We start from the raw sequence: 26,015 nt of genomic DNA, 5'->3' as shown, positions 1-26,015 counted from the left end.
CGGCCCGGTCGTGTTCCTTCTCGGCGACGTGCCGGTCGATCCCTCGGCCCCGGATGCCCGCCAGCTCCTCCAGGGCGAACTGGGCAGGCCCGAGTACCAGTCGGCGAAACCCACCTGGCTCGACCAGGCCGCATCGGCGGTGGAGCACTGGCTCAACAGTCTGGTTCTGCCGTCGGGCGGTGACTTCGGCGGCATCCTCCCGGTGCTCGCGACAATCGTTCTGGTCGCGCTCATCGTGGTGGCCTTCATCGTCTTCGGGCGTCCCCGCCGGAACCGCTCGGCCCCCGTGGAACTGGGCTCCCTGTTCGGGTCGGATGACCGGCGGAGCTCGGCTGAGTTGCGGGCGTCCGCGGTGAAGGCGGCCCGGTCGGGCGACTATCGCACGGCGATTGAAGAGCTCTACCGGTCTCTTGCACGGCGACAGGCGGAACGCACGGTCATCCGCATCGATCCGGGCAGCACGGCGCAGGACGTCGCTCTGCGCGCGGCCGTGTCGTACCCGGGCGAAGCAGGGCGGCTCGCGTCGGCTGCGAGGGTGTTCGACGAGGTGCGGTACCTGGGGGCATCCGGGACCCTCGAGTCGTACGAGCAGCTGGTGGCGCTCGAGGCGACGCTGCGGGATGCGGTTCCGGCGGGACGTGAACGGATCGGGGCCCGGTGACCGCCCTGAAGGCGGGTGCGACCGCCCCGCCGTCGGTGACGCCCGGACCACCGCCGACGTCGACGCCCACCGTGCGGGTCTTCTTCCGCCGCTGGTCGTTCTGGCTGGGCGCCGGCGTGCTCCTTGTGATCGCGAGCCTGGTGCTGCTGCTCATCCGCGGTGTCTCCGGCGCGGACGGCGGCTCAGACATGTCGACGACGAGCGCAGCCCCGACCGGCGCGAAGGCGGTCGCCCAGGTGCTCGGCCAGCAGGGCGTGACGGTGACGACGGCGGACTCGCTCGACGCGGCGGTGCGGGCGGTGGCCGACGCCCGCGCGAGCGGGGCGGGCGGCGATCCGACCGTGCTCATCTACGACCCGAACAGCTTCCTGCCCGTGGACCGCACGGCAGACCTCGCCGCGCTCGGCGGCCGGATCGTGCTCGTCGAACCGGACATCTTCACACTCGACGCCCTCGCGCCCGGCGTCTCGGTGACAGGTGTGGTCGGTTCTCCCTCCGTCGCCGACGCCGGCTGCGCACTGCCCGTGGCCGAACGCGCCGGCACGATCTCCACGTCGGGGAGCGGGTACCGGTTAGAGGGAGGATCCGGCAGCGGCGGTGCCGGTGCCGGATGCTTTCCGGCCGGTGACGGCGGCTTCTCACTCGTCGAGGAGCAGCGGGGAGATTCCGTCGTGACGGTGCTCGGGGCATCCGGAATCCTTACGAACGAACACATCCTCGAGGCCGGCAACGCGAGCGTGGCGCTCGGCCTCCTCGGCGGCGTCGACCAGCTGGTCTGGTACCTGCCCTCGGCGGCCGACCTCTCCCAGACGGGCCCCCCGAGCCTCGGCGCCCTCACGCCCGGCTGGGTCACCCCGCTCGTTCTGCTCCTGGTCGTGGTGTTCCTGGCCGCGGCACTCTGGCGGGGCCGCAGGCTCGGGCCCGTGGTGGTCGAGAATCTGCCGGTTATCGTTCGCGGCTCAGAGACCGTCACGGGTCGTGCGCGGCTGTATGCGCGCTCGAACGCGCGCACCCGGGCTCTGGATGCCCTGCGGATCGGCACCGTGACGAGGCTCTCCGGGCTGCTCGGCCTCCCCCGTTCCGCCACGCTGCCGGAGGTCGTGGACGCCGTCGCCTCCGTCGCCGAACTCGCGGCTGCCGACGTTGCCGGAATTCTCGTGAACCGGCTCCCCCGAACCGACGCCGAGCTGCTCGAACTCTCGCACCAGCTGTCGGTGATCGAACGCCGCGTGCAGGTCGCGGTCGGACGCACACCAGCCTCCCCACCTTCTCCCCCCTCCCCTCCCACAGGAAGCCGGTCATGAGCGACACCCCGCCGAACCAGACACCAGCAGCGAACACCGATCCGGCGCCGGGCGCGGCACCCCGGGCATCCGACGACGAACTCCGGCAGGCGCTCCTGCGTGTGCGCACCGAGGTCGGCAGAGCCGTCGTGGGGCAGGATGGCGCGGTCACCGGGCTGCTCATCGCGCTGCTCGCGCGGGGGCATGTGCTGCTCGAAGGCGTTCCGGGCGTCGCGAAGACGCTGTTGGTGCGCTCGCTCTCGGCGGCACTCAGCCTCGACACGAAACGGGTGCAGTTCACGCCCGACCTGATGCCGGGCGATGTCACCGGTTCGCTCGTGTACGACGCCCGTTCGGGCGAGTTCCAGTTTCGGGACGGGCCGGTCTTCACGAACATCCTGCTCGCCGACGAGATCAACCGCACACCCCCGAAGACGCAGTCGGCTCTGCTGGAGGCGATGGAGGAACGCCAGGTGAGTGTCGACGGGATGTCGCGGCCGCTGCCCGACCCGTTCCTGGTGGCGGCGACGATGAACCCGATCGAGTACGAGGGCACCTACATGCTGCCCGAGGCGCAGCTCGACCGGTTCCTGCTGAAACTCACGCTCGAGATCCCTGAGCGCGATGTCGAGATCCAGGTGCTGGCCCGGCATGCGGCCGGCTTCAACCCGCGCGACCTCGCCGCTGCGGGCGTGCGCCCCGTGCTCGGCGCGGCCCAGCTTCACCAGGCGCAGGCAGCGGCCGCCCGGGTCGGCGCGGCACCCGATGTGCTCGCCTACACCGTGGACCTCGCGCGCGCCACACGGCAGAGCCCGTCGGTGAAGCTCGGCGTGAGCCCGCGCGGGAGCACGGCGCTGCTCGCCTCAGCGAAGGCGTGGGCCTGGCTGAACGGGTTCTCGTCGATCACTCCCGACCACGTGCAGGCGATGGTGCTGCCCGTGCTCCGGCACCGCATCCAGTTGCGACCGGAGGCGGAGCTCGAGGGGGTGTCGGTCGACACGATCCTCCGCGGTGTGCTGTCGCAGGTGCAGGTGCCGATCTGATGGAGAACACTGGTTCGGCGGATGCCCGGCAGCAGAGCCGGCAGTCGCTCCGTCCGAGGGGCGGGCGTCGCTGATGGCCGTCTCGGGGCGGTTCGTGCTGCTGCTCGCGCTCGGCGCCGTGCCGGTCGTGCTGCTCGGGCAGGCCTACGGGCTCGCGTTCGAGGCGCTCGGCGGATGGCTTGCGCTTGCTGTGCTGCTCGGCATCGTCGACCTCCTGTTGGCGGGCTCCCCGCGGCGCGTGGGCATCGAACGCGATCTGCCTCTGCGGGTGCGGCTCGGGCAACCGGCGAGGAGCGACCTGTACCTGACGAACAGCGGTCGGCGTGCCCTCCGCGGAACGGTGCGCGATGCCTGGCAGCCCTCGGCCGGCGCAGTGACCACACGTTTCGCCGTGCACCTTCCGGCCGGCGAGCGGCGGATGGTGGGCTCTGAGCTCCGCCCGTTCCGACGGGGTGAACGCCGCGTCGAGGAGGTGGCCATCCGTTCGTTCGGTCCGCTGGGGCTCTGGGCGCGGCAGGCGAACATCACTGCACCGGGGCGGATCCGCGTTCTGCCGCCCTTCCATTCGCGGCGGCACCTGCCCAGCCGCCTCGCCCGGCTGAGGGAACTGGACGGTCGCACCAGCGTGATGATCCGAGGGCAGGGAACCGAGTTCGACTCGCTGCGGGAGTACGTGCGCGGCGACGACGTGCGTTCGATCGACTGGCGCGCAACGGCCCGACGCGATGAACTCGTGGTGCGCACCTGGCGACCCGAACGCGACCGTCGGGTGGTGATCGTGATCGACTCCGGGCGGACCAGTGCCGCCCGGATCGACGACGAACCGAGGCTCGACACGGCCTTCGAGGCCGCGCTGCTGCTGGCGGCGTTGGCGAGCCGCGCCGGAGACCGCATCGATGTCATCGCGTGGGATCGCCGGGTGCGTGCCCGGGTGCAGGGCCAGACGGGGGCGGAGCTGCTCTCGCGGATGGTCGATGCTCTCGCCTCTGTCGATCCTGAGTTGCTCGAGACGGACTGGTCGGCGGTTCCGGCGCGCGTGCGCGAGATCACGAACCAGCGCGCCCTCGTGGTGTTGCTGACCTCGCTCGAGACGCCCGGATCCTCGCGGGGCCTCCTCTCCGTGCTGCCGCAGCTGACCCAGCGGCACACCGTGCTGGTCGCGTCGGTCACCGACCACGGCACGTTCGAACGGGTGGGGCAGCGGGCCGACCTCGAACAGACGTACACGGCTGCAGCCGCGGAGCGCGCGCTTCTGGATGTCGCGCGGGTGTCGGCCGCGGCCCGCCAGCAGGGTGCGGACGTGGTGACAGGCTCGCCTGCCGACCTCCCGCCGGCGGTGGCCGACCGGTACCTCGCGCTGAAGGCCGCCGGGCGGCTCTGAGCTGCTGGGGGCCGCGCGCGGCGCACTGCGGGGTGGGCGGCAGCGGGCGGCGTCGTGCGGCGCGAGTCGTGCGGGTGCTCCTCAGGGAGGGCTCAGGTTGCGACGAGGCGCTGGGCGCCCCTGTCGAACTCCTCGAGGTCGCCGGTCTCGCCTGCGCGGTGGGCGCGCCCGCCGACCCGGATCATGTAGAAGAGGAAGGCCGCGAGTGCCATCGCACCGATCGCCAGTTTGACGGGCCACGGCAGCGGTGAGGGTGTCACGAAACCCTCGATGATGCCGGAGACGAGGAGCACGAACACCAGCCCGATCGCGACCGTGAACAGGGCGCGGCCGTCGGCAGCGAGCGCCTGGGCGCGGGTTCTTCCGCCCGGCGCGATCCAGGCCCAGAAGATGCGGAGGCCCGCGGCAGCGGCCACGAAGATCGCTGTGAGTTCGAGCATCCCGTGCGGCAGGATGTACTGGAAGAACACGTCGGCATGCCCGAAGTGGAACAGCACCGCGGCATTCACCCCCAGGTTCAGGGCGTTCTGCAGCAGCAGATAGGGAACATAGACTCCCACGATGCCGAATGCCACGCACTGGGCTGCGAGCCAGGCATTGTTGGTCCAGACCTGGCCGGTGAACGAGGCAGACGGGTTCTCGGAGTAGTAGTCCACGAAGTCCTGCTCGGCGATCTTCCGCAGGTCGGCGTCGCTGCCGAAGTTCGCCAGCACCCGCGGGTCGTTCAGCGCCCAGATCGCGTAGAGGGAGCTGACGACGACGGTCACGAGGGCGACGGTGAGCACGATCCAGCGCAGCCGGTAGAGCGCTGCGGGCAGCTGCAGTGCGAAGAATGCCGGCAGCTGCCTGAGGGCGTTGCCGGAGGACGCGGTGAAACGGAGCCGCGCCCGGGACAACGAGACCGAGAGCCGGTCGCCCGCGACGGTGGATCCGGCGGCCGTCTTCAGAGCGGACAGGTCGGTTGCACCGGACTGGTACCGCTCGATCAGCTCGTCGGCCTCGGGCCCCGAGTATGCGCGGCGTCGCCCGAGGTCATCGAGGCGATCCCAGTCGGCTCGATGGGCGGCAGTGTAGGCGTCGAGGTCCATCTGCTTAGATAATAGCCATGGCAGCGCCGATCCTCCGCCCCGTCGCCCGGGCGAACTCGCTCGACTACGACGACGAGGTTCTCGTCACCGGCGAGGCCGTGGCGCTCGACGTGCGCCCCGCAAGCTTCATCCTGCGGGCCGCTGGCACCCTGATCGACGTGCTGATCTCAGTGCTGCTGGTTGTGCTGGCGGGTCTGCTCACGAGCATCTGGCAGGCGGCGACGCGGGCGGACGATGCGATCTCGCAGGCGATCATCCTGTCGAGCGTCGTCTTCGCCGTCGTGGTGGTGCCGACCGTAGTCGAGACGCTGACGCACGGCCGTTCGGTCGGAAAGCTGGTGATCGGTGCGCGGGTGGTGCGGGACGACGGCGGATCCATCTCGCTCCGGCACGCCCTCATCCGCTCGCTGACCGGCGTGCTCGAGATCTACGGCACGTTCGGCGGCCTGGCGATCCTGGTCTCGCTGCTGAACCCGCGCGCGAAGCGGCTCGGGGACCTGCTCGCCGGAACCTACAGCCAGCACGAGCGGGTGCCGCACCTCGTGTCGCATGCGCAGCCGGTTCCGCCCGGGCTCGCTACCTGGGCGTCCGTCGCCGACGTGGCGCGCCTGCCCGACCGGCTCTCCCGGCGCATCGCGCAGTTCCTCGCGGAGTCGCCGCGGATGGTTCCGGATGCCCGCGCCCGCCACGCTGCGGCTCTTGCCGCCGAGGCGGCCCCGTTCGTCTCGCCCGTGCCCCCGGTGCCGCCCGAGGTGCTGTTGCTCGGCATCGCGGCACTCCGCCGGGAGCGCGAGGCGCGTTCTCTCGCCCTCGAGGCGTCGCGGCTCGAGCGGCTCGCACCGGCCCTGACGGGCAGCCCGCACGGGTTCCCCGACCGCTGAGCGGCACGGCCGCGTTCGTGGCCAACGTCAGGGCAACAACGAAGCGTCGCTGACCTTCGCACCACACCACTACTGCACAAAAGAGGAGGAGAGCCCCATTGAGTGCCATGGGCACGCTGCGGGGCTCTCCTCCTCTTTCACGTCAAGGGCGGGGCGACCCCCCCGGCGATCAGTAGCGGTAGTGATCCACCTTGTAAGGGCCATCGACGGGCACACCGATGTAGGCGGCCTGCGCGGGGGTGAGTTCTGTGAGCTCCACACCGAGGGCGTCGAGGTGCAGGCGCGCGACCTTCTCGTCGAGGATCTTCGGCAGCACGTAGACGCCGACGGGGTAGTTCTCGGGGCGGACGAACAGCTCGATCTGCGCGAGCACCTGGTTCGTGAACGAGTTGCTCATCACGAAGCTGGGGTGGCCGGTGGCGTTGCCGAGGTTCATCAGGCGACCCTCCGACAGAACGAGCACCGAGCGGCCGGTCGGCAGGCGCCACTCGTGCACCTGCGGCTTGATCTCGACCTTCTCGGCGCCGGCGACACGTTCGAGGCCCGCGATGTCGATCTCGTCGTCGAAGTGGCCGACGTTCGAGACGATCGCGAGGTGCTTCATGCCGAGGATGTGGTCGACGGTGATGACGTGCTGGTTGCCGGTGGTGGTCACGAAGATGTCGACCTGGTCGAGCACCGTCTCGATGCGGGCGACCTGGAAGCCGTCCATCGCGGCCTGCAGGGCGTTGATCGGATCGATCTCGCTGACGATCACGCGCGCACCCTGGCCCTTGAGGGCCTCGGCGGCGCCCTTGCCGACGTCGCCGTAGCCGACGACGAAGACGACCTTGCCGCCGATCAGCACATCGGTGGCACGGTTGAGGCCGTCGGGCAGGGAGTGGCGGATGCCGTATTTGTTGTCGAACTTCGACTTCGTGACCGAGTCGTTCACGTTGATGGCGGGAAACCGCAGGTCGCCCGCAGCGGCGAGTTCGTAGAGGCGGTGCACACCGGTGGTGGTCTCTTCGGTGACCCCGCCGATCTCGTCGGCGATCGTGCCCCACCGGTCGGTCGACGAAGTGAGCGAGCGGCGCAGGAGGTCGAGCACGACGGTGTATTCGTACGAATCGGTCGGCTGGGCATCCGGAACCGCGCCCGCCAGCTCGAACTCGCGACCCTTGTGCACGAGCATCGTCGCGTCACCGCCGTCGTCGAGGATCATGTTGGGCCCGGTGAAGGAAGCTCCGAGAGCGGCTGCCTCGGCGCTCCAGTCGAAGGCCTGGTCGGTGCACCACCAGTACTCCTCGAGGGTCTCGCCCTTCCACGCGAAGACCGGCACGCCGGCGGGTGCATCGGGCGTGCCCGTGCGGCCGACGACGATGGCGGCGGCCGCCTCATCCTGCGTCGAGAAGATGTTGCAGCTCACCCAGCGCACCTGCGCACCCAGATCGACGAGGGTCTCGATCAGAACAGCGGTCTGCACGGTCATGTGAAGCGACCCCATGATGCGGGCGCCGGCCAGTGGCTGGGATTCGGCGAACTCCGAACGGAGCGCCATCAGCCCGGGCATCTCGTTCTCGGCGAGGCGGATCTGGTGGCGGCCGGACTCGGCGAGCGTGAGGTCGCGGACCTTGAACGGAAGCGCGGTGACGGCGGGCGAAGCGGCGACGGGCGCACCAGGCGCAATGGTGGGAGCAGAAGTCATGCTCCCATTATCGCGCGCGCACCTGCACGCAGCCCGATGACTTGACAACGCGGGTCACACGCTCAGTACTCGTTGCCCACCGAGACGTACCGCACGACCTGCCAGCCCTTCGGCGCGGACATGGACCGGGTGTGCCGCACGCAGAGGTCGTAGCTGCCCGGCTCGTGTTCGAGGCTCAGCGGGCCGAGCACCGCCATCGAGTCCGCATAGACGTAGGTCAGGGTCGAGACGGGTTCACTCTCGCAGGCCGCACGCGAGCAGGTTCTGGTGTTCATCTCTGCCAGAGTACGTCGCCGGATGCCCCGGCCCCCGGGTGCCGCGCCGTAAGCTTGGTGCATGCCACGTTCACGGCGCTCCGGTTCAGCGAAGACCTCCTCGGCACGGTTCCGCAACCGCCACGGCCGAACCCTGCGCTCGTCTGTCACCGGCCCGCACCTTCCCCCGCTCCGCACCCGCATCGACCTGTTCGAGATGACGGTCGCCTCCACGGCCGACTACCTCAAGGGCGTCTGGCCCGACGAGCTCGCCGACGTGCGGTTCGAGATCGGCGCGATTCCGCTCGGGATGCCCGTCGAGGGCGCGCCCGTGGCCCGGTGGAGCGTGATCGGGCGGCGCATCATCCTGTTCCGCCTGCCGATCCAGCGCATGTCGAAGCTGCACCGCGACGATGAGCTGCACAAACGGATGGTGATCGAGAGCTGCGTGTTCCGGGCCGTGGCCGAGTTGCTCGGCAAAGACCCCTGGGACCTGGCACCCGACAGGTACCGGCACTTCTAGCCCCCGGGCCGTACGCCCGGCCGACCGGCTCAGCCGCCGGGGTACACCGTGATCGGTGACGCCAGCGGGCTCGGCGGGCTGATCGCGTAGGCCGAGATCAGGCCGTCACCGAGGTAGCCGACCCCGGCCGAGAGCGGAACGCTCGTCGTCACCGTGTAGGTGGTCGACGTCTGGAGCGGGATGCCAGAGGCCGAGTTGCCCGACACCGTGGCGGTGACCGGAGCGCCGCCGGCGGGGGTGAGGGTCACCGCGGCGTCGGTGCCCTGCGAGTTCGCGAGCATGAGGATCGGGTTCGGCCCCACGGTCGTTGCGAAGAGGAACGTGCCGCCGATCGCCGGGCTCGCCGGGTACCAGGCGAAGTCGGTTCCGCCGCTGACCACCGACGAACGCGACCCGACCACGACCGGCTGGTCACTGGTCACGGTGACGCTGTAGGTGTCGTCGGGCAGCGACGGGAAGGGAAAATCGGTGACGACCCCGGCGAGGGCGCTGTAGCTCGCCGTCACGTCGGGAACACCGAGCGTCTCGCTCTTGAAGGTCACCGCGACGGCAGCGCCCGCGGAGCCGGGCACGTAGACCCGGAGAGCCGCCGGCAGGTCGCTCGAGGCCGGATCGGCCGCGCGCTCGGCGATGGCGCTCGTGCTGACGATCTGCATGCCGGCGATGGTGTGGCTGGTCGATGGGGCCTCGGTCGGGCCTGCGAGGTCCACGCCGCCCGGGTCGAGGCTCCGCACGATGCTCTGCTGCAGCGTGGCGTAGACCTGTCCGCCGGTGGCGGTCACGTGGATGACCGGCGAGAGGGCATCGGGCGCGAGGCCTGCGAGCGTGAGCGACTTCTGCGTGTTCGCGGGAACCACGATGCCGCTCGCGCCGGGAGCGGGCACGGCGCCCGCCTCGCTGAAGATCGCGAGGTTCACGGTGGCCGCGACATCCGTGGGGTTGCTGAGCACGATCACGCTCGAGCGTCCCGTGGTCGTGGATCCTGCGGCGAGCCAGCTGTCGGCCACCGGCTCCGCGCAGGCCGAGGTGGCGAGCCCGATGAGCTCACCGCCGGTGAACTGCTGCTCGGACTGGCTGCCCGCGATGAGGATGCCGTCGCCGCCCGGGGCGGTCAGCTTCTGCGGCTTCGCGTCGGAACCGGGTGAGTCGGGCGCGGCCAGGTCGGTGGTGGTCACGGAGGTGCCGGAGGGGGTACTGCCGGTCCAGATCGCGAAGCCGCCGCCCGGGGACGCGAGGCTCGACGAGCCGCCCCCGGCGTCGGTCGGCACGGTCACGAAGGGGCCAGGGCAGGCGCGGGTCTGGTCGGATGCCACGGGGGTGACGGTGACGCTCGGAACCCCGGTGCTCACCGAGGGCCAGGGCACGGTTGCCGCAGCGGTGACGGCGGCGACGCCGGCTGCGACGACGACGACGCTGGTCACGATGCGAAGACCGGTGCGGAAGACGGACGACTTACTCGCCACGGTTCACCTCCGAGGAAGTCGAGGGGCTGGGGGGCGGAGTCGGCGACGGCGATCCTGCGGAAGGTGACGGGGTGGCGGATGCGGAAGATGCGGCGGATGATGCGGCGGCAGACTCATCCTGCGCAGCCTGTCCCGACGCCAACACGAGCTCGTCGTCGTGCCGGGCACGCTCGGTTTCGACCCGCTCGGCTTCGACACGCTCGGTTTCGACCCGGTCGAGCTCCTCTTCGTCGATGAACACCGGTTCGGGCACATCGTCGACTGCCGTGACAGCGCGAGGGCCGTGGGCCTCCAGGCGACCCGCGGGCAGTGCCAGCAGCAGCACCAGGCCGAAGACGATCGCCTGCACGATCAGGATGAGGAGCCCTGTGGAGGTGCCGGTATTCGTCGGCTCCGGGGCCGGCAGCGCCGAGAACCCGGGGGTGCCGGTGATCTGCCAGAGCTCACCGGCGAAGGTCTGCCCGATCGGGGTGAGCGACGCGTTGGCGTCGAAGGAGCTCGCGGCACGCACGACGACCGCCGCAGCCTCCGCGGTCGGGGATGCCGCAGCACCGTCAGCGGAGAGGGTGCCTGTCGCTGGCGACAGCACGACGAATTCGACGCCGAGGCGGGCGAGTTCGACGCTGGCGTCGGTGCCGCTTCGCGAGGCGAGGTTTCCGACGAGATCGGCGAGCTGCGCTTCGCTGGCACTCAGCCCGGTGCGCGTGGAGTCGAGCGTCGACTGTGCATCGAGCGTCGAACCGCTGCCGTGCACGACAGCCGCGGCCAGGGCTCCCGAGGCGAGCGGCGTGAGCACGAGCGTGCCCACGCGGGGGTTGCCCGCCGCCTCTGCCGTCACGAAGGCCGGCAGGGCGTCGCCCGTCGAGGCCCGCACCGAACTCGTACCGAACAGCATCGAGGTGGCGAGAGGCACCGCGAGCACCGCGATGGCCAGGGCGGCGATGACGGAGGGGATGCTCGCGAGGCGCGTGAACGTCGAGAGCCCGGCCACGGCGGCGCCGACGATTCCGAGCCAGTAGAGGCTCTGCCCGGGAGCGGGCCAGACCGAGACGGAATCCTGGCCGTTCGATGCCACCGTGACAAGCGTCGACGCGAACGCGGTCGCGAAGCCGACGATCGCGACAGCCACGCCGACGACCGCACGCCCGGGTCGCGGCAGGAAGAGAGCGACGAGAGCGATGAGTGCGAGCGGAAGCAGCAGTATGGCGGCCACGAGTTCGACAGTCGGGGAATCGATGCCCACGGTCGATCCGATGTCCGACCAGCCACCGATACCCGACTCCGGCAGGCCGATCAACAGGTCGAGAAGGCTCACCGACCCGTGGGCCGCCGGGGTGCCGGGGTCCGCGAAGAAGGCGAGCGGCGTGCCGCGCATGAACTGTTCGACGGCCAGGGGAAGCACGAGCACGAGGGCCGGGACAGGGATGCCGATGTACCTCGCGACGGCGCGCCGCGAGAACAGCACCGCACCGAGCCAGAGCACGAGGAGCGCGGGCCAGAGCGACGGCGCGGCGGCCACGGTCGCGGCGAAGAGGAGCGAGGCGATCGCCGACGCCGACCAGGAACGCGCCGCCGAGAGGGCGGCCAGAATCAGCCAGGGCAGCAGCAGATGGGCGAGGATCGCACCGAGCGCACCGGAGTCGAGCGAGGCGAGGAACGGCGGTGCGATGGTCCAGAGGATCGCTGCGAAGACCCGGAGGCCCTGACGGGTGGTCAGTTTCGCCGCGCAGAACCAGGCCGCCAGGGCGGCCAGCGGCAGTGCGAGGAGGTACAGCACGACGAGGGCGATCGAGGGCGACCAGAACGTGATCGACCCGAAGATCGAGAGCAGGTAGGTGAGGGGGTCGGATGACCCCACGAAGCCGAGGCCGAGATCACGCCAGCCGTAGCCGATGTTCGCCCAGAGGCCCCCGGGGGTGCCGGAGAGCGGCAGGAACGACCCGCCGACGAGCGCCTGCGCGCGGAACAGCGGGAAGAACAGCACAGCGCTGACAACCGCGGCCACGACCACGATCGCAGCGCCGCCGCCGGTGAAGAACTGGAGCTCCTCATGGGCGCCGCGGGCACCGCGCGCGCGGGAGAGCGCGAGTTCCCGGAGGAGCGCGTTGCGACGGCGCACTTCAGCGCTGGCGATCCGCAGGGGGTTGATGGCGTTCCAGCCCACTTTCCGGGTGGAACGGATCCTCCGCCGGGCTTCACCCACCCGGCCGCTGAATGCCGTGCGGAAAGCTGCCGCGAACTCGCCGGCGACCGCACCCGGCTGTTTGCGGAGCAGCTGGAAGAAGGTGCGGGCGACGGCGAGCGGCACGAGGCTCAGCCAGTGGAACAGCACAGCGAACGTCGGCGCGTAGACGAGCCGGCGGTGCAGCTGGGCCGCGCGGCGGACGGCCTGGCGGTGACGGCGCTCGCCGCCCTTCGCGGAGGTCCCGGGACCGCTGTAGCCGTCGCCGCTCGTCGAGACCCGCGCGTCGGGCACCGTGATCACGCGGTGCCCCGCAAGACGCACGCGGATCGAGAAGTCGAGGGCGTTGTCGGCGGTCGGCAGCGCGGGGTCGAACCCGCCGAGCTCGTTCCAGACGCTGTGCCGCACCAGCAGACCGGCGGCTCCGACGCCGAGAACGTCGCTCATCCGGTCGTGCTGGGCCTGGTCGAGTTCGCGTTCGACCAGTTGCACGCTGGCGCCGAAACGGGTGATGGACTCCCCGAACCCGGCAATGAACGAAGGGTTGTCCCACTCCATCTGCTTCGGGCCCGCCGCTGCCACGGAGGGATTCACCTCGACCGCCCCCAGAAGGGCGGCGAGAGCATCCGGAGCGGGAGCACTGTCGTGTGCGAGCAGCCAGAGCCACTCGTCTTCGGACTGCGGCGGGCTGACCACGCCGAGCGCGTGCGAGATGGCGGTGCCGAAAGAGAGTCGGGTGGAGGAGGAGAGGAAGCCGTTCGGCTGCATCGCCGTGAGGAGGGCTGCCGAGTCGTCGCTGGATGCGACATCCACGACCACCAGGGAATCGGGCTGCCGGGTCTGGCCTCTCAGCGCATCCAGGGTGCGCGGAAGCCGGTCGGCCCCGTTGTGGGCGACAAGAATGGCAGTGACTCGGGCTTGCATCCCTTAGACACTAGGGATGGGCGTGACTCTGGCCCGTTGCCTGACCGGCGCGCCCCGAAAATAGGCCTCGAGCCTGTGCAGGCCCTGCTGGTTGGCTGGGAGGCGCACGGCGGGCCATGCGCCAGCTGTGCCGCTACCCGGCCTGCTTGCGGAGCTTACGCCGCTCGCGCTCGGAGAGGCCGCCCCAGATGCCGAAGCGTTCGTCGTTCTGCAGGGCGTACTCGAGGCACTGGGACTTGACCTCGCAGGTCTGGCAGATGCGCTTCGCATCCCTGGTCGATCCGCCCTTCTCGGGAAAGAAGGCCTCGGGATCGGTCTGCGCGCAGAGCGAATCGGTCTGCCAGGCCAGGGGGTTGTCGTCGACGTAAGGATTGCCGTCGACCTGCCGCACGCCGGGAACGCCGAGGAGGACCGGGTCGACGAACCAGTCGTCGGGCACCCCGCTCGGCCGCCTCAGCGCGCCGAACGACGCCGCGGAGGCTCCGGTGGCCGGTGCGCTGCCCGCTGGCGCACTGCTGGTCTGTTCTGAGCGGAACTCTGCTTGCGACATATCACGCTCTCCTTTCTGACAGACCCCGACCTGCCGAGTCTTGCCGAAAACCCCTAGCCATAATTACACCGGTGTAGTTCGCTCACGTCAAGTCGCAGATCGTAAACCCTCAACTCTGGATTAAAGGTTCGCCGCGCCCAGCGTGTCTGGCCCCACTTCGGGCGTCAGCCGACAACCTCGACAGGCAGGGTGGCACGATCTGCTCGGGTGTCGATAAGCTGCCGTCATGCTCCAGAAGATCGTTCTGCTCGCGCTGCCGCACGTCGCCCCGTTCGAGTTCGGCGTGGTGTGCGAGGTGTTCGGCATCGACCGCAGCGATATGGGTGGCCCGAGCTTCGACTTCCACATCGCGACCCCCGAACCCGGCCCCGTTCCCACCAGCCTGGGCTACGACATGGTCATCTCCGAGGGGCTGGAGTGCTGCGCCGACGCCGACCTGATCGCGGTGGCAGCGCATGCGATCGGCGATCCGGTGCACCCCGGGGTCGTGAGGGTGCTGCGGGAGGCCGAGGCGCGTGGCGCGTGGATCCTGAGCGTCTGCAGCGGCGCCTTCGTGCTGGCCGCGGCGGGCATCCTCGAGGGCCGGGCCGCGACGACGCACTGGATGCACGCCGAACGCCTCGCGCGGGAACACCCCGGCACCGCCGTCGATCCCGACGTGCTCTTCGTCGAGGACCGCCGCGTCATCACGGGAGCCGGAACCGCTGCGGGCATCGACGCGTGCCTGCATCTCGTGCGCACCGAGCTCGGCGCCGCGAGCGCCAATGTCGTCGCCCGGCGGATGGTCGTGCCCCCGCAGCGCTCCGGCGGGCAGTCCCAGTACATCGCCGCGCCCGTGCCGCCCGTGCGGAGCGACTCCTTCGCGGCCGTGACCGAGTGGATGATCGACAACCTCGACCAGGAGCTGCCGGTGGAGGAGCTCGCGCGCCGGGCCCTCATGTCACCCCGCACCTTCGCAAGGCGGTTCCGGGCAGACCTCGGCACCACACCGGCGGCATGGCTGAACCGGCAGCGGCTCCTCCGGGCCCAACTGCTTCTCGAGGAGTCGGACCTCGGCCTCGACCGGGTCGCCGCCGAGACCGGTTTCGGGTCGGCGGCCGTCATGCGGCACCACTTCGTGAAGGTGCTGCGCACCACCCCCGCGGCCTACCGGCGCACCTTCGGGCAGCTCGCACGCCAACCCGCCTGACCGCGTACCCGGTGCCCGCCGGCCGGCTGCCTGCGTGTCGGACCGCCTGCGGCCAGCGGCGGCCGAGCCGCTAGGCGCGGGCGCCGGGAGCCGCGAGGAACAGCTCGCCCGAGCCGGTGAACGTGAGTTCGCCCTCGTCGGGGGTGACGTAGAACGCCGCCCCCAGGGCGACGTCGACGCTTCCCCCGGCCGACGACACGGTGACGCTTCCGGCGGTGGCGATCACGATGGCCGGCCCGAGCGGCAGGTAGCGGGAGAGCCCGGGACGGTCATCCGGAGCAGGGTCTCCCCCGTCCGCCGCGCTCACGGCAGAGGCCTGGTCGCCGAGCGCGACCCGCACGAGCACGAAGTCGGTCACGTCGGGCTGGAACTCCTCCACCCCGGCCGACGGATGCTCCGGCCGGAGATAGGGCACCGGGAGCGACTCGAACTGCAGCACTCCGAGCAGCTCGGGAACGTCGATGTACTTCGGCGTCAGCCCGCCGCGGAGCACGTTGTCCGAGGCCGCCATCAGTTCCACCCCGAGCCCCCTGAGGTAGGCGTGGATGTTGCCGGCCGGCAGGAACAGCGCCTCGCCGCGCCTCAGGGTGACGCGGTTCAGCAGGAGAGAGAGCACGACCCCGGGGTCGCCCGGGTAGTCCGAAGCGAGCTCCCGCACCGTCGAGAACGCCGGGCCGAACGCCTCACTCCGAAGACTCCCGGCCAGCGCGGTCACGTGGTCGACGAGGGCCGCCACCTCACCGCTGCCCGACAGCAGCCACTCCACACTGGTCTCGAGCGCCTCGGCCGTGTCACCGCCGAGGCGCGAGACGAGGGCGCCCAGGAGTTCGGGTTCGGGAACGACCGACGCGGCATCGGCTGCCTGCAGCTCCGCGACGATGGCGCGGATCTCCCCGAGCGGACGAAAGCCGCAGAGCGCCTCGAACGTGTCACTCAGCGCATAGATGACCTCGGGCTTGTGCAGCGGGTCCTTGTAGTTGCGGTTCGGCGCGTCGAGGGGCACTCCAGCAGCATTCTCGCGGGCGAAACCCTCCTTGGCGCGCCCGAGCGTCGGGTGCGCCTGCAGCGAGAGCGGCCCACCGGCGGCGAGGATCTTCAGCAGGTAGGGCAGCTGGCCGTGGGCTCCGGAGGACCCGTGCGGGTCGTCCGCGATCCACTCTGCGAGGTTCGTGGCCCCGTCGGCCAGGGCGGGCTCGTCGATCACGCTCGGCGACGACGGATGCGCGCCGAGCCAGAGCTCGGCCTCGGGTCGGCCCGTCGGCTTCGTGCCCAGGAGGTCGCTGATCGCACTCGCCGAACCCCAGGCATAGTCGCGGGGGGTGTTGGAGATGGGGACGAACATGGCGTGGCCTTCCGACTCAGGTGTTGGACCAAACTACCAACTGGGTTTGCCGGCGCCATGCTCCGACGTAGGCTGGCGGCTGATTCCACGGTGAAGTGGACTCTGCACGATGAACACGAATGGATGATCACACGATGACTTTCGAGCCTCTGGCCAGCGACTTCTTCGGCTACTCCGACGCCCTGAGCGACGAGGAGAAGGAGCGCCTCGCGGCCCTCCGCGAGTATCTCGAGGCCGAGGTCAAGCCGATCGTGAACGACCTCTGGGAGAAGGCGGAGTTCCCGCACCAGGTCATCAAGCGGCTCGCCGAGCTCGGACTCTACGAATTCGCGTGGAAGGAGACGAGAACGTTCGAGAACTCTGCCGTCTTCCGCGGTTTCGTCGCCCTCGAGTTGGCGCGCATCGACGCGTCGGTTGCCACCCACGTGGGTGTGCACAACGGACTCGCCATGGGGTCGATCAGCGTCGCCGGCTCCGAGGAGCAGAAGGCCGAGTGGCTGCCGCAGATGGCGAAGGGCGACATCGTCGGGGCATTCGGGCTGACCGAGCCCGACTCGGGATCCGACTCGGCCCAGGGGCTCCGAACGGTCGCGACGCGCGACGAATCCACGGGCGACTGGATCCTGAACGGCTCGAAGCGCTGGATCGGCAACGCCACCTTCAGCGACATCACGATCATCTGGGCGAAGTCGGCCGAGGACGGCCAGGTCAAGGGCTTCATCGTGAAGACCGACACCCCCGGCTACACCGCCACGAAGATCGAGGGCAAGCAGTCGCTCCGCATCGTGCAGAACGCCGACATCACCCTGGAGAACGTGCGGGTGCCCGAGTCGATGCGCCTGCAGAACGGCAACAGCTTCCGCGACACGGCGGCCGTGCTGCGCCTGACCCGCGCAGAGGTGGCCTGGGCCGCGGTCGGCAACTCGATCGGCGCCTACGACGCTGCCGTGCGCTACACGAAGCAGCGGGTGCAGTTCGGCAAGCCGATCGGATCGCACCAACTCGTGCAGGACCTTCTCGTGAAGAGCCTCGGCAACATCACGGCGAGCCTCGGCATGGTCGTGCAGGTGTCGAAGATGCTGGATGCCGACACCCAGCGCGACGAGCACTCGGCCCTCGCCAAGGCCTATGCGACGTCGCGCATGCGCGAGACGGTGGCGTGGTGCCGCGAGGCCCTCGGCGGCAACGGGATCGTGCTCGAGTACGACGTGGCCCGGCACTTCGCCGACGCGGAGGCGCTCTACTCCTACGAGGGCACGCGCGAGATGAACACGCTGATCGTCGGCCGGAAGATCACCGGGTTCGCCGCCTTCGTGTGACGGCCGGGTTCAGGTGACGGCCTGGTAACGATTGAGGCCGGACGGCCTCTTTCTCAGGAGTTTGCCGGGAGGCCGCTGGCTAACCTTGGGGCCTGATGACCTCGACGCCCCGAACCGATCCCCTGCAGGGAGTACCCGCCCACCGGGTGCCGGTCGTCGGCGACCCGGCACCCTCGCCGGTCGGCCGCATCCGACTCGCCGGGTTCGTGCTCTTCACCGCGCTGGGAGCGGATGCCTGGCAGAGCCTGCTCGGCTGGCCGGCGTTCATCGTGCTCGTCACCGCGCTCTCCGTGGCGAGCGGTGTCGTGCTGGTGCGGACGGTCCGTGCCCGGGCGGTTCCGTGGATGCGGTACTCCAAGCCGCTCGCCGCCCTCCTCGTGCTCTCTGCGGCCAGCATCGCCTGGTCGCAGTACACCGGCGCGACCGCCCTGGGCGCAACGGCGGAGCTCATGACGGCCGTGGCGGGGGTGTTCGTCGCCATCACGCTCTCGTGGTTCGAGATCCTCCGGGCGCTCGGCACGGCCCTCCGGTGGCTGCTCGGCCTCTCGATCGTCTTCGAGCTCTTCACCGCGCTCTTCGTGCAGGGCGATCTGCGGGCCCTCTGGCTGTTCTCCGGCGGCAGGGGTGTGCCCGACGACTACCAGTGGAGCACCTCCTCGCTGCTGGTGGGCGGCCCGATCCAGGGCATCGTGGGCAACCGCAATCTGCTCGCCTTCCTCGTTCTGCTCGCCCTGATCGTCTTCGCGATCGAGTGGGTGGAGAAGACCAGGCGACCGGTGTCCTCGGCCGTCTGGATCGCGCTTGCCCTGCTCGAACACGGGCTGACCCGGTCGGCGACCGTGCTGATGGCGACGATCGCTGTCGGTTTCGTGCTGGTGGTTGCCCTCCTCATCCGCCGCGTGCCGATTCAGAGGCGGTTGATCGTCTACCCGTTCGGCATCGCCGGGGTGCTGATCCTCGCCGTTCTGAGCATCCGTCTGGCCGACGCCTTCTTCCCCCTCATCGGCCGGAGCGACAACCTCACCGGCCGGCTCGCGATCTGGGACACGGTCATCGATCTCGCGTGGCAGCATCCCTGGGGCGGCTGGGGCTGGATCAGCTATTGGGCGCCCTGGGTCGAGCCCTTCAAGAACCTGATCGTGCAGGACGGCACGGTGTACCTGCAGGCGCACAACGCGTGGATCGACATCTTCCTGCAACTCGGCGTCGTCGGCCTGTTCGTGTTCGGCTGCCTGATCGCCGCCACGACGGTGCGTTCCTGGTGGATGGCCGTCGACCCCCCGCCGCCCGTGGTCGGAGCACCGACACCGTTCCAGGCCATCTCCCTGCTGCCGCTGTTGCTGCTCACGGCGCTGGTGATCCAGAGCCTCACCGAGAGCCGGCTGCTCATCGAGGGCAACTTCCTGCTGCTCGTGCTGCTGGCCACGAAGGTCAAACTCGACCCGCTGCCTCTCGGGCCTTCCCCGCGCGCGCTCCGCTGACACCGAGGCGCAAACCGCTAGGGTCGGATGGCGGCGTTCAGTGTTGCCCGCCGTCGGAAAGGACTCCCGTGCCAGATCTCAACGTGTCATTCGCCCAGAACGGCGAGGACATCGTGCTGTGGAGGGCCCTCGGGCACATCGAGGGGGGCGTGTACCTCGATGTCGGCGCGAACGATCCGACCGACGACTCGGTCACGCGGAAGTTCTACGACGCGGGCTGGTCGGGCATCGCGGTCGAGCCGAATCCTACGTATGCGGCGGCCTTCCGGGCGGAACGCCCGCGGGACACCGTCTTCGAGGCCGTCGCCAGCGACAGCACCGATGAGACGATGCAGCTGCACCTCATCGAGGGCACGGGCCTCTCGACACTGATCGACGGCATCAGCGCCGACCACGCGCAGTCGGGCTTCTCGGTGCGGGACATCGAGGTGCCCGTCATCTCGCTCGACCACGCGATCGAGCAGGCCGGCCTGGCCGAGCGCGACCTGCACTTTCTGAGCATCGACACCGAGGGCGCCGAAGCCCAGGTGCTCGCCTCCCTCGACTTCACCCGTTTCCGCCCCTGGGTGCTGGTGATCGAGGCCACGGCTCCGATGAGCACCAAGCGGGTGCATGAGGGCTGGAGCGGCATCGTCGAGCAGGCCGGCTACGAGTTCTGCTTCTTCGACGGGCTGTCGCGCTTCTACGTGGCGTCGGAGCGTGCCGCGGAGCTGAAGGCCGATCTCGAGTACCCGGCGGGCATCCTCGACGCCTACACGCCGATCCGGCAGTTGGATCTGCAGAACGACCTCGCCGAGGCACGCGCCGAGCTGGCGACGACGGCGGAACGCCTGCACGACGAGGCGACGCGCGGGGCAGCGGCCGCCGCCCGGGTCGGAACCGTCGAGGCGGAGCTCGCCCAGAGCCGCCAGCACGAGGCAGAACTCGGCCAGCTGGTCGCCGACCTGCAGCAGACGCTCTCCTGGCGGGTCACGAAGCCGCTCCGCGGGGTGCGCTCCCGCCTGCATCGCAGCTGACGCACCCGCACGGAAGAGCCCGGTCGCGCCGGTCGCGCCGGGCGGGGCTCAGTGCTCGAACGACTCGCGAAGCGCCAGCAGCCCACCGGCAGCATCTCCGTCGAACACCACGTTGCCGTGCGAGAGCACAACGACACGGTCGCAGAGGTCCTCGATCTGGCCCGCTGAGTGGCTCACCAGGATGATCGTGCGGCCCTCGGCCTGGAACTGGCGGATCTTGCTCATGCACTTCGCCTGGAACGGCTCGTCACCGACCGCCAGCACCTCGTCGACCAGGAGGATGTCGGGGTCGACGTGCACCGCGATGGCGAAGGCCAGCCGCACGTACATACCCGAGGAGTAGAACTTCACCTGCGTGTCGATGAACTCCTCGATCTCGCTGAAGTCGACGATCGACTGGAAGTACTCGTCGGTCTGCTTTCGGCTGAGCCCGAGGATCGAGCTGTTCAGGTACACGTTCTCCCGGCCGGTGAGGTCGGGGTGGAATCCCGCACCGAGCTCCAAAAGCGCGGCGAGCCGGCCGCGGCGTTCGACGGTGCCGTCGTTCGGCTGGATGATTCCACCGAGCACCTTCAGCAGCGTGCTCTTACCCGATCCATTGGCCCCGACGAGGCCGATCGTCGTGCCGGCCTTGATCTCGAAGGACACGTTGCGGAGGGCCCAGAAGTCGTCTTTGTGCTTCTGCGACCGGCCGAAGTTGACGATGCGTTCCTTCAGCGACTTCTCCTTGCGGATGACGAAGCGCTTCGAGACATCGGTGGCCCGAACGACGGTGGGGGCTTTGGCGAGCACGCGGGGGTCGGATTGTGACGGCATCAGATCTCCTGGGCGAAGTTGCCCTGCAGGCGGGAGAAGATGCGCTGGGCGATGAACAGAACGATGAGGCCCACGACGGCGGCGGCGGCGAGACGGAGGTCCATGTAGGCGGGCCAGTCCTGCGGGGGAACCTCTCTGCCTTCGAGCACCCGCGTCTGGCTGCCGGCCTGCCAGAGCCCGCGCTGGAACGCGAGGATGCTCAGGGAGATCGGATTCAGCAGGTACACCTCGAGCAACCAGGTGTGGTTCTTGACTGCGGCGACGACGAAGCCCCACGAGTAGACGATCGGCGAGGCCCAGAAGAGCAACAGCATCACCACCTCGACCAGGTACTGGATGTCGCGGAGGTACACGTTCAGCGCCGACAGCAGCACGGCGAACGCCACGCCCCAGATGAGCACGATCACGAAGGCAGCAGGCACGTAGAGGAGGTTGAGCGAGATCGGGAACTGCCCGAGCAGCACGATCGCCGCGAGCAGCACCACCATCTGCACCAGGAAGTTGAAGATGGCAGACCCGGTGGCGGCCAGGGGGAAGATCTCCCGCGGCAGGTAGACCTTCTTGATCAGTCCGCCGTTCGAGACGATCGATGCCGTGCCGGTGGCGATGGTCTCGCTGTAGAGACCCCAGAGAGTGAGGCCCGCGAAGACGAAGATGGCGAAGTCGGCGACGCCCTTGGCGGCGCCCAGCACCTGGCCGATGAACACGTAGTAGATGAGCAGCTGCACGAGCGGCTTGATCAGGCTCCAGAGGAAGCCGAGCGAGGAGTCCTTGTACCGCGACTTCAACTCGCGCCGGATGAGGAGATCGAGCAGCTCCCGGTGGGAGGCGATCTCCCTGATGGCCGTGAAGAACCCGCCGACGTACTTGGGGCCGGCGTTGACCGACGTTTCGAAGGGCAGCTCAGACAGCCGCAGAGCCCTCGCTTCGGCTTGGGTTGCCATACATCTCCTCGAGTACCGCAGGATGTCAGGCGCATCCCACCGGTAAATACTACGCGTTCGGGGCTGGGCGTTGCCCGGCCGGGGAAAGGGCCGGTCAGGCCGGTGTGTGTACGAAGAAGTCCCAGAGCTCGTCGGCATAGTCCGACCAGCCGCGGCCGGAGAGGTGCGTCGTCTCGGCGACCAGGCGTGCGTGCAGCTCGTCGTCGAGGAGTCCGGCCCTGATTCCGCGCCAGACGTCGTCATCGTCGCGGGGGTCGACGAAGATGGCGCCGCCGCCCGAGGCGATCTCCTTCATGCTTCCGTAGTCGCTCGTGACCACCGGGGTGCCTGCCGAGAGAGACTCCCCGACGGGCAGCCCGAAGCCTTCGTTCAGCGACGGGAACACGGTCACCCGCGCCAGCCGGTAGGCGCTCCAGAGGAGCGGATCCGAGATGGCGGAGATCGCCCTGACGGGCCGGCCGGCTGCGGCGAGCCGGGCCAGCACGGCCTTGAACTCCACCCCGTGCCACCCGTTGCCTCCGATGAAGACCAGCTGGAAGCGCACACCGTCCCGCCAGAGCCGCTCGGCGGCGGCGAGAACGGCGAGGTGGTTCTTCCGCGGTTCGTGGCTGCCGACGCACACCACGAGGGGGGCGTCGCCCCGGAAGAGCTCGGCGCGGGCGCGCTCGAAGTCGGCCGGGGAGACCTCCTCGGCGACGCTCGGCAGCAGCAGGGGCTCGATCTCGGGCCCCCGGAGTCCGGCCCCGGCGAGCATCCGCCGCCAGCCCCCGTATTCCGTCGCCGCAGCGCGCGAGATGGTGGAGATGCGGTCGAAGTGCGCGATGGCCGCGAGATTCTTCGCGAAGGCGGCCGACATTCCGCCGCCGACCGTCTCCGACGAGGTGAGCGGCACGCAGTCGAATCCGATGACGTTGGTGGTGTTGCCCGAGAACTCGGCGAAGCACGACAGGCGGGAGGTGCGGTCGTCTTCGATCGCGAGCTCCGGAAGGATGTAGGTGCACCGGAACGGGATCGTCAGCACCCGCTCCCGGGACTTCGGGATGTCGGGAACCGATCCGTACAGCGCGTTCTGCCGCTCGGGGGCGGTGAGTGCGCGAAGGCCCAGGTAGCGGGCATCCCAGCCCACCAGCTCGATCTCGCGCTGCTTCGACCACTCCACGATCGTCTGGCGCACCACCCGTTGGATGCCCGTGGCGAGGCCCGTCCGGGCGGTGTGGTGCACATCGACGACGACCGCGTGCTGCACGATCCGGATGGCGATGCCGCGGTGGGGTGCCAGCCTCCGGCCGGCACGGGTCACCACGGCATCCAGGGCCTGGCGCGTGCCCGTGAGGCGTGCAGCCCGGCGGAAGTCCTCGAAGGTGGGCGACTCGGGGAACTCCCCGCTGATCGCCGTGTGCGCCAGCCAGAGCAGTTCGGTATCGGTACCGACGACCTCGGAGACCGCGTCGAGGTAGGCAGGGACCCCTGTGACCGCCACGGTGGCGCCGATCGCTTCGGCGAGCGCATCGAGGCGACCGAGGAGGGCGGCGGTGCTCACGGCTTCTTCGAGCGGGCGTCGGCCGCTGCGAGCTCGTCGCTCTCGAAGAGGGCCGAGGCTCCCGCCTGGGCCTGCTCCTCAGCGCCCACGACGGTGCCGGAGCGGTGGTGCCCGAACACCCAGTAGCGGTAGAGCATGAACCGGAACAGCGTCGCGAGAGCGGTACCGATGAAGTTGCCCGAGATGTTGTCGGCGAGCAGCGAGGTGAAGCCGAGCACATAGTGCGAGACCCACAGGCAGAGCAGGTTGATCAGCAGGCCCGAGACCGCCACGACGGCGAACTCCAGCAGTTCGCGCACGTAGTTCTTGCGGCGGTGCTCCCGGAACGTCCAGTAGCGGTTGCCGAACCAGGTGACGATGGTCGCCACAGCGACGGCCGCGACTTTGGCGCCGATGGGGCCGGAGAGGAAGTGCTCAGCGCCCAGACCGCCGACCCGCAACCAGTTGAAGATGGCGAAGTCGACGACGAAGCCGATGCCGCCCACGACGCCGAACTTCAGCGCGTAGCGCAGCAGTTTGTCCCAGAAGGCATGGGCCAGGCGGGCGATCCTGCCCCGGGGAGCCGTCTGGGTCGTAGTGGGCTCAGTCACTCGCACATCCTACTTGCAACCGGCCGCGTCGATCGTGGCCGCGGTGGCGTTGATCATGGGCGTGGTCTGGAGGGCAGGTGCACCATAGGAGCCTGCCGCGCCGGCGTAGGTGAAGGTGACCGTGTTCGTCTCCCCCGGGGCCAGGTCGACGATGGCACGCCCGACCGGTCGGCCGAGATCCTCGGAGGAGGATCTCGCGGAACCACCCACGCTCGAGTCGCCCACCTGGGTGTCGGTGATGGCGGCCCCGACGGGTCCGTAGCCGTAGACCTCGGTGCTGAACTTCCGCCCGCCGAAGTTGTCGCCGACGATGAAGGGAGCGATCGTCGAGGCCTCCTGCTTGGTGATCGTCGAGTGCAGCGTGACCGTCTGGGTGAACGTGGGGTTGTTCGGGTTGGTGCACACATCGGTCTGCAGGTTCACGGCTGTCTCGAGCCAGTAGTCGGTCTTCGACACCGTCACGTCCCGGAAGAACGTGCCGGTCAGCGTGGACTTCGCGTTGTCCGTGGGCATCACGCCCGAGATCTTCGTGCCCGTGAGCAGCTTCTGCTCGTCGGCGTTCGCGCTCCACGCCATCAGGTCGCCGGCATCGATGGCCTTGTTGACCCCGGTGATCAGCGCATCGGGTGCGGCGGAGGTCGACGTGATGCCGCTGAAGATGGTCGTCGCGGCCTCCTTGAAGAAGGCGTCGGTGCCCGACTGGATCTCCGAGGGTTCGAAACGCAGGTAGATGTCGTGCAACAGGAGCGAGACAGCATTGTCCGCGTTGATCTCCTCACCGGACTGCAGTTTCACCGGGCCCGTCACGGCGAGCATGTCGGAGAGGGCGATCGGGTCGATGGAGACGACGCCGTCGACGGTTCCGCCCCGGTACTTCTCCCACCACGACTTGATCAGGTTGCCCGCGGTCGGGAAGTCCGGCCGGCTGGTCGACCAGTTGAGCGTCTCGTTGATGCCCTGGCCGTAGATTCCCCGGAGGCCGGCGTCGACCGGGATGACCGGACCGTCGGTCTGCGGGAAGTCACGGCTCGAGGCCTGGTCGGTGATCGCGAACGCCCCGTTGTCGACCGTGAGCATGGAGAGCGAAGCGGGGCCACCGCCGAGGCCGGTCGACTCGGCATTGTTCAAAAACGCCAGCACATAGTGCCGGGGTCCGTTCATGCCGAGGATGCCCTCAGCCGTCGACAGCGTGCCGCGAGCCTTCACGATCTGATCCTGCGCCTTGCCGAGCGCGGAGGTGAGGGTGGTCTTGGCCGAACCGATCTGGCCGACGGTGTCGGTCGTGTCGATGGAGGCAAGGCTCGCGCTGGCGGCGGTGATCGCCGTGTCGGCATTGGCGAGGGCGGTGTCGCCGTTTCTCAGCAGCTCGACATTGAACGCCCCGTTGACGGGCTTCAGCGCTGCGGGGGTCAGGGTCTTGCCGAAATCGACGATCGGCAGCAGCGCGTCGGTGCTGAGCTGGTCGAGCGAGTCGGTGAGCTGGCGCACGGCAGTGAGGTTCGGCCCGACCATCGGCACCTTCTCGGCCAGCTTGAACATCGGGTCGTTGGTGTGCTGGCGCGCCTCGCTCACGTCGGAGGCGAAGGAGTCGGCCGAAGCGGTCAGCGCCGAGACATCCAGCTTCGTCACGTCGACGGAGGTCAGTTGCGTCTGTAGCGTCGAGACCGTGCCCTGGGCCCGCTCGAGGGAGTCCTTCGCCTGCACGGCCTGGTAGGCGACCCAGCCGCCGATGCAGGCGAGCGCCACGATGAGGCTGATCAGGACGATGAGCACGACGGCCACGACACGGCGGCGGGTCGACCACTTCCGGCGACGCCGGGAACGGCGCTCACCCGGCGCGGAGGGCGCGAGAGATGCG

General features: G+C 69.5%; 22 protein-coding genes. 10 read left to right on the top strand and 12 right to left on the bottom strand.

Annotated features, from left to right (window positions below; translation table 11 throughout):
• Positions 1 to 10: 10 nt before the first annotated feature.
• The 4 genes from B7R21_RS04430 (at position 11) to B7R21_RS04415 (ending at position 4,368) form a co-directional block, all read left to right on the top strand.
• On the top strand, positions 11 to 661 hold the full coding sequence (locus B7R21_RS04430) for a DUF4129 domain-containing protein (protein ID WP_116282228.1): 651 nt from the start codon (positions 11 to 13) through the stop codon (positions 659 to 661).
• Positions 658 to 1,965, top strand: coding sequence for a DUF4350 domain-containing protein (locus B7R21_RS04425; RefSeq protein ID WP_116282037.1), 1,308 nt, complete (start codon positions 658 to 660; stop codon positions 1,963 to 1,965). Before B7R21_RS04430 ends, B7R21_RS04425 begins: the two co-directional genes overlap by 4 nt.
• Complete coding sequence (locus tag B7R21_RS04420) at positions 1,962 to 2,987, top strand: AAA family ATPase (protein ID WP_116282036.1); 1,026 nt, start codon at positions 1,962 to 1,964, stop codon at positions 2,985 to 2,987. The genes B7R21_RS04425 and B7R21_RS04420 overlap by 4 nt, the downstream gene beginning before the upstream one ends.
• A 73-nt stretch (positions 2,988 to 3,060) precedes the next feature.
• Complete coding sequence (locus B7R21_RS04415; RefSeq protein ID WP_116282035.1) at positions 3,061 to 4,368, top strand: DUF58 domain-containing protein; 1,308 nt, start codon at positions 3,061 to 3,063, stop codon at positions 4,366 to 4,368.
• A gap of 92 nt (positions 4,369 to 4,460) precedes the next feature.
• Here B7R21_RS04415 and B7R21_RS04410 read toward each other — a convergent pair whose 3' ends face one another.
• Positions 4,461 to 5,456: a stage II sporulation protein M gene (locus tag B7R21_RS04410; RefSeq protein WP_116282034.1), complete on the bottom strand. Its 996-nt coding sequence runs from the start codon at positions 5,454 to 5,456 to the stop codon at positions 4,461 to 4,463.
• Positions 5,457 to 5,473: 17 nt separating this feature from the next.
• On the opposite strand from B7R21_RS04410, the gene B7R21_RS04405 reads away from it, so the two are divergent.
• Positions 5,474 to 6,337: an RDD family protein gene (locus tag B7R21_RS04405; RefSeq protein ID WP_116282033.1), complete on the top strand. Its 864-nt coding sequence runs from the start codon at positions 5,474 to 5,476 to the stop codon at positions 6,335 to 6,337.
• A gap of 169 nt (positions 6,338 to 6,506) precedes the next feature.
• Here the strand turns inward: B7R21_RS04405 and ahcY are convergent, their stop codons facing one another.
• Together ahcY and B7R21_RS04395 are read right to left on the bottom strand one after the other, a co-directional pair.
• Positions 6,507 to 8,024, bottom strand: a complete 1,518-nt coding sequence (ahcY, locus tag B7R21_RS04400; protein ID WP_116282032.1) for an adenosylhomocysteinase — start codon at positions 8,022 to 8,024, stop codon at positions 6,507 to 6,509.
• Between the two features lie 62 nt (positions 8,025 to 8,086).
• A complete protein-coding gene (locus B7R21_RS04395) occupies positions 8,087 to 8,299 on the bottom strand; it encodes a DUF3499 family protein (RefSeq protein ID WP_116282031.1) in 213 nt (70 codons plus the stop codon).
• A gap of 61 nt (positions 8,300 to 8,360) precedes the next feature.
• Between B7R21_RS04395 and B7R21_RS04390 the strand changes: the two genes are divergently transcribed.
• A complete protein-coding gene (locus tag B7R21_RS04390; RefSeq protein ID WP_116282030.1) occupies positions 8,361 to 8,801 on the top strand; it encodes a metallopeptidase family protein in 441 nt (146 codons plus the stop codon).
• Positions 8,802 to 8,830: 29 nt separating this feature from the next.
• Here the strand turns inward: B7R21_RS04390 and B7R21_RS04385 are convergent, their stop codons facing one another.
• From B7R21_RS04385 to B7R21_RS19980, 3 genes are all read right to left on the bottom strand, one after another.
• On the bottom strand, positions 8,831 to 10,264 hold the full coding sequence (locus tag B7R21_RS04385; RefSeq protein WP_116282029.1) for a DUF5719 family protein: 1,434 nt from the start codon (positions 10,262 to 10,264) through the stop codon (positions 8,831 to 8,833).
• Positions 10,254 to 13,370: a glycosyltransferase family 2 protein gene (locus B7R21_RS04380; RefSeq protein ID WP_116282028.1), complete on the bottom strand. Its 3,117-nt coding sequence runs from the start codon at positions 13,368 to 13,370 to the stop codon at positions 10,254 to 10,256. The genes B7R21_RS04385 and B7R21_RS04380 overlap by 11 nt, the downstream gene beginning before the upstream one ends.
• Positions 13,371 to 13,503: 133 nt before the next feature.
• On the bottom strand, positions 13,504 to 13,920 hold the full coding sequence (locus B7R21_RS19980) for a WhiB family transcriptional regulator (RefSeq protein WP_116282027.1): 417 nt from the start codon (positions 13,918 to 13,920) through the stop codon (positions 13,504 to 13,506).
• A 226-nt stretch (positions 13,921 to 14,146) separates the two neighbouring features.
• Here B7R21_RS19980 and B7R21_RS04370 point away from each other — a divergent pair, with 226 nt between their 5' ends.
• Positions 14,147 to 15,109, top strand: coding sequence for a GlxA family transcriptional regulator (locus B7R21_RS04370; RefSeq protein ID WP_116282026.1), 963 nt, complete (start codon positions 14,147 to 14,149; stop codon positions 15,107 to 15,109).
• A 70-nt stretch (positions 15,110 to 15,179) separates the two neighbouring features.
• On the opposite strand, the gene manA is transcribed toward B7R21_RS04370, so the two are convergent.
• Positions 15,180 to 16,451, bottom strand: coding sequence for a mannose-6-phosphate isomerase, class I (manA, locus tag B7R21_RS04365; RefSeq protein ID WP_116282025.1), 1,272 nt, complete (start codon positions 16,449 to 16,451; stop codon positions 15,180 to 15,182).
• 134 nt (positions 16,452 to 16,585) lie between these two features.
• Between manA and B7R21_RS04360 the strand changes: the two genes are divergently transcribed.
• From B7R21_RS04360 to B7R21_RS19970, 3 genes are all read left to right on the top strand, one after another.
• Positions 16,586 to 17,770, top strand: a complete 1,185-nt coding sequence (locus B7R21_RS04360) for an acyl-CoA dehydrogenase family protein (RefSeq protein WP_116282227.1) — start codon at positions 16,586 to 16,588, stop codon at positions 17,768 to 17,770.
• Positions 17,771 to 17,865: 95 nt separating this feature from the next.
• Complete coding sequence (locus B7R21_RS19975; protein WP_172592049.1) at positions 17,866 to 19,251, top strand: O-antigen ligase family protein; 1,386 nt, start codon at positions 17,866 to 17,868, stop codon at positions 19,249 to 19,251.
• Positions 19,252 to 19,319: 68 nt separating this feature from the next.
• Entirely contained in the window at positions 19,320 to 20,267 is a 948-nt protein-coding gene (locus tag B7R21_RS19970) for an FkbM family methyltransferase (protein WP_172592048.1), read from the top strand.
• 48 nt (positions 20,268 to 20,315) lie between these two features.
• On the opposite strand, the gene B7R21_RS04350 is transcribed toward B7R21_RS19970, so the two are convergent.
• The 5 genes from B7R21_RS04350 to B7R21_RS04330 all read right to left on the bottom strand — a co-directional run bounded on the left by B7R21_RS04350 (position 20,316) and on the right by B7R21_RS04330 (position 25,930).
• Positions 20,316 to 21,083, bottom strand: a complete 768-nt coding sequence (locus tag B7R21_RS04350) for an ABC transporter ATP-binding protein (protein WP_116282024.1) — start codon at positions 21,081 to 21,083, stop codon at positions 20,316 to 20,318.
• Positions 21,083 to 22,027 (bottom strand): ABC transporter permease, encoded by a 945-nt coding sequence (locus tag B7R21_RS04345; RefSeq protein WP_116282023.1) that lies wholly within the window; start codon positions 22,025 to 22,027, stop codon positions 21,083 to 21,085. Before B7R21_RS04345 ends, B7R21_RS04350 begins: the two co-directional genes overlap by 1 nt.
• 94 nt (positions 22,028 to 22,121) lie before the next feature.
• Positions 22,122 to 23,567, bottom strand: a complete 1,446-nt coding sequence (locus tag B7R21_RS04340) for a glycosyltransferase (RefSeq protein ID WP_116282022.1) — start codon at positions 23,565 to 23,567, stop codon at positions 22,122 to 22,124.
• The gene (locus B7R21_RS04335) at positions 23,564 to 24,157 is read right to left on the bottom strand and encodes a GtrA family protein (protein ID WP_253259629.1); all 594 of its coding nucleotides are present in this window, start codon (positions 24,155 to 24,157) and stop codon (positions 23,564 to 23,566) included. The genes B7R21_RS04340 and B7R21_RS04335 overlap by 4 nt, the downstream gene beginning before the upstream one ends.
• Positions 24,158 to 24,166: 9 nt before the next feature.
• Positions 24,167 to 25,930 (bottom strand): DUF4012 domain-containing protein, encoded by a 1,764-nt coding sequence (locus tag B7R21_RS04330; protein ID WP_172592047.1) that lies wholly within the window; start codon positions 25,928 to 25,930, stop codon positions 24,167 to 24,169.
• Positions 25,931 to 26,015: the final 85 nt, after the last annotated feature.

The organism is Subtercola boreus (assembly GCF_003399625.1).
Classification (GTDB): Bacteria; Actinomycetota; Actinomycetes; order Actinomycetales; family Microbacteriaceae; genus Subtercola; species Subtercola boreus_C.
Note: the sequence above shows the minus strand (reverse complement) of the source record. Positions and strands in the feature narration are given on the sequence as shown.